At 58.5% G+C, this 3,077-nt stretch carries 3 protein-coding genes; 2 read left to right on the plus strand and 1 reads right to left on the minus strand.

Annotation, left to right across the window (positions count from 1 at the left end; genetic code table 11):
- Positions 1-176 precede the first annotated feature (176 nt).
- Positions 177-1,112 carry a bifunctional helix-turn-helix transcriptional regulator/GNAT family N-acetyltransferase gene (locus AC0L3L_RS36235; RefSeq protein WP_473642154.1) on the minus strand — a complete coding sequence of 312 codons (936 nt, stop codon included), beginning with the start codon at positions 1,110-1,112 and terminating at the stop codon, positions 177-179.
- Between the two features lie 358 nt (positions 1,113-1,470).
- Between AC0L3L_RS36235 and AC0L3L_RS36240 the strand changes: the two genes are divergently transcribed.
- Together AC0L3L_RS36240 and AC0L3L_RS36245 are read left to right on the plus strand one after the other, a co-directional pair.
- Positions 1,471-2,535, plus strand: coding sequence for a hypothetical protein (locus AC0L3L_RS36240; RefSeq protein WP_473642156.1), 1,065 nt, complete (start codon positions 1,471-1,473; stop codon positions 2,533-2,535).
- A gap of 267 nt (positions 2,536-2,802) precedes the next feature.
- Positions 2,803-3,077, plus strand: a 275-nt coding sequence (locus tag AC0L3L_RS36245) for a co-chaperone GroES (RefSeq protein ID WP_287201736.1), incomplete at its 3' end; no start/stop codon positions are given.

Here is a 3,077-nt window from a genome sequence, read left to right on the forward strand (position 1 = left end):
CGGGCCGGATGGCCATCCGACCCGAGGCACAGTCGCTTCCATCGCACAAAAAACCTTCCGTGCAGATACAAGGGGTGCTCCAGCTTGGCTGCGACAGCACTCCGTCCAACACCCCTCTTCCGTCTCGGCGCTGCGCGCCAATCCACCTTCTCCCACAAGGGGAGAAGGGAAAGACGCTACAGCTCCAGGTTCCAGTTCTGGCCGACCAGATCCTTGCCGAAGGCGTGGTGGCGCTCTTCGTCGGCCAGCTTGAAGCCGGCCGCCTCGTAGATGCGGCGCGCTGAGGTGAGCACGTCGTTGGTCCACAGCGTCAACGTCTTGTAGCCCTTGGCACGGGCAAAGCCGATGCATTCCTCGACCAGCCGCCTGCCGATGCCGAGACCGCGCGCCGAGGGTTCGACATAGAGCAGGCGCAGCTTCGCCACCGCGTCCGACTGGCGCACGACAAAGACCGAGCCGACGACATCCCCTTCCCGCTCGGCGATCCAACTGCGTTCCCATTTCGGATCGAAGGATGTGACGAAGGCGCCGAGGATTTCGGCGACCAGCGCCTCGTAGGTTTCGTCCCAGCCATATTCCTGCGCGTAGAGTAGGCCCTGGCGATGGATGATCCAGCCGATGTCGCCGACCTGCAAAGGCCGCAGCATGTAGGGGACCTTGGGCTCCGTGCCATCGCCCAGCAGGCGCTGCACCGTCTGCATCGCCTTGACCAGCCTGTCCTGTTCTTGAGCGGGAAGCCGGTCGAGCAAGGCCGCGACCTGATCGTGCGAACCCTGGTTCAGCGGCGCGAAGGCCGCCCTTCCCGCCGGCGTCAGCGCGATCGACGAGCGCCGCGCATCGGCTTGCGTCGCGGCGCGCTCGACCAGGCCGCGCTCCTCGAACTTTTTCAACAACCGGCTGAGATAGCCGGGGTCGAGACCGAGATGGCGCGCAAGATCGGTGGCGGTCAGGCCATCGCGATGCGCCAGTTCGTAAAGCACCCGAGCCTCAGTCAGCGAGAAGGCGCTGTTCAGCAGTCCTTCGTCGAGCAGGCCGATCTGGCGGGTGTAGAAGCGGTTGAAGCCCCGCACCGCATCGATCCGCTCCTTGCCGGGTTGATGATGAATCGTCATGGCATCCTCCTGCCCGCACAAGATCAACCACTTATTTGACTCAGTCAAGTATCTGTTCGAAGCAGGGCATTGTCCAATTCGGCGGATGAGCCTTCGAACGACTTATTGCTTCGCGACACTTGGCATGCTCAGTTTCGACGAAGTGCGCGTCGGGCGAGCGGCTCCTATCCGCTGGCGCGGATGCTCACTTTGGTGCTTGGCTCGCAGGGGGCGCTGAGGAGAAGAGCATAGACACGTTCGCACGACCCGGAGATCTTGAATTTAGCTTCATCGGGTGAGGCGATCCAATCGCAAAGATCATCGTGTCCGCGCATTCCGGATTGTTGGAACTGCGCTGGCCAGTAACACGGGCGGGGTAATGAAGAATTTTTTGGTGACATTACTGCTAATATTTGCAGTCCAGTCGTGCTTTTTACCTGCCTCAGTCGGCGCCGAAGGGCTTCCAACTAAGGTGCCCTTAATCAAATTGGAGTACCCGGGAAAGCCAAAGAACATTCGCATGCTCTATGTGAAAATTCTTTCTTTGGGCAATCGCACAGTCAACCAACCGTTGCTGCTCGATACCGGATCGAGCGGAATGACGATCGATTGCGAATCGGTGCTGCCCGCCGAGACCTGTTCAGACACGGGAATAAAGATTACGCAGGATCAGCAGATAGACGGGATAATGGTGACCACCAAAGAAGCAGTTATGAACTATGGAACCTACGATGAGTACGGCAACGTTGCCTACGCTCGCGTGACTTTTGGTTCGCCGGACTCTCCGGTCTCCACCGAGACCTCAATCCCATTCCTCATCCGTTACAAAAAAGTCAGGCGCAGTACTGGAGAAATCGTTGGTGGCCCGCTTTGGCCCAAGGGCATTTTCGGCATCTCTCCCGTTGGCGGAGGCGGATCAGACCGGATGATCAAGTCCCCGATGGCGTTTGTGAGCGTCAGGCCCGGCCTCCACAGGGGCTATTACCTCTCTCCGATCGGCGCCAAGTGGAAAGTCTGCACTAACGAGAACGGCAACTGTCCGCAGGTGGAGGCGCTCCATATCGGCGTGCCGGAAGGGGTTAAAAAGGACTTCAGGGTGCAAAAGTGGAAACAGGCCAGTTGGCGATACAATTTTCCCACTCTCGACTCCTGTCTCTCATGGGGATCTGAACCGATTTGCCGGCCAACGCTCTACGACACAAGCAACTCAACGATTATGGTCGTAACCGATGCCTCGAAGCCTCGCACGTCATTGAAGACCGGCACGAAGGTCTTGGTAAAAACTGACGGCCAGGAGGATTGGAACTTCACGACCACATACAATCCTGAGGTAGAGATCGTTCCTGGGCTCGAGCACAACATTGTCGGCATCCGATATTTCGAGAAGAACAGCCTGCTGCTTGATTTTGAAACTCGGGAGATCGGCTTGCGCCTCGGACACTGATTCCGTTCCAACTGTTAGTAAGATTTCGACCAGATCTCTGATAGCAACTGAGATTTTCCACAATCGCGTTGCGGGATGGAAATAATTTCGCGCGGCGGTACCCTCTCTCTCGCCTTGACTCTCGCCAGCCATCGGCTTATCTCACCGCCACGTTAGCACTCGCCACTGGTGAGTGCTAAGCGTAGGTCCGGCGTCGCCGGGCTTATAGGTTGTCCGGCGCCGCCGGACGGAGGAACTGTTCTCACCATTCTCATCGAGGAATAAAAAATGGCAAAGTCGAAGTTCCGCCCGCTTCATGACCGCGTGGTCGTACGCCGGGTTGAATCCGAATCCAAGACTGCCGGCGGGATCATCATCCCGGATACGGCGAAGGAAAAGCCGCAGGAAGGCGAGATCATCGCCGTTGGTTCCGGCGCCCGCGACGAAGCCGGCAAGCTCGTCCCGCTGGACGTCAAGGCCGGCGACCGCATCCTGTTCGGCAAGTGGTCGGGCACCGAAGTCAAGCTCAATGGCGAAGACCTTCTGATCATGAAGGAATCCGA

Source organism: Mesorhizobium sp. WSM4849, assembly GCF_055811385.1.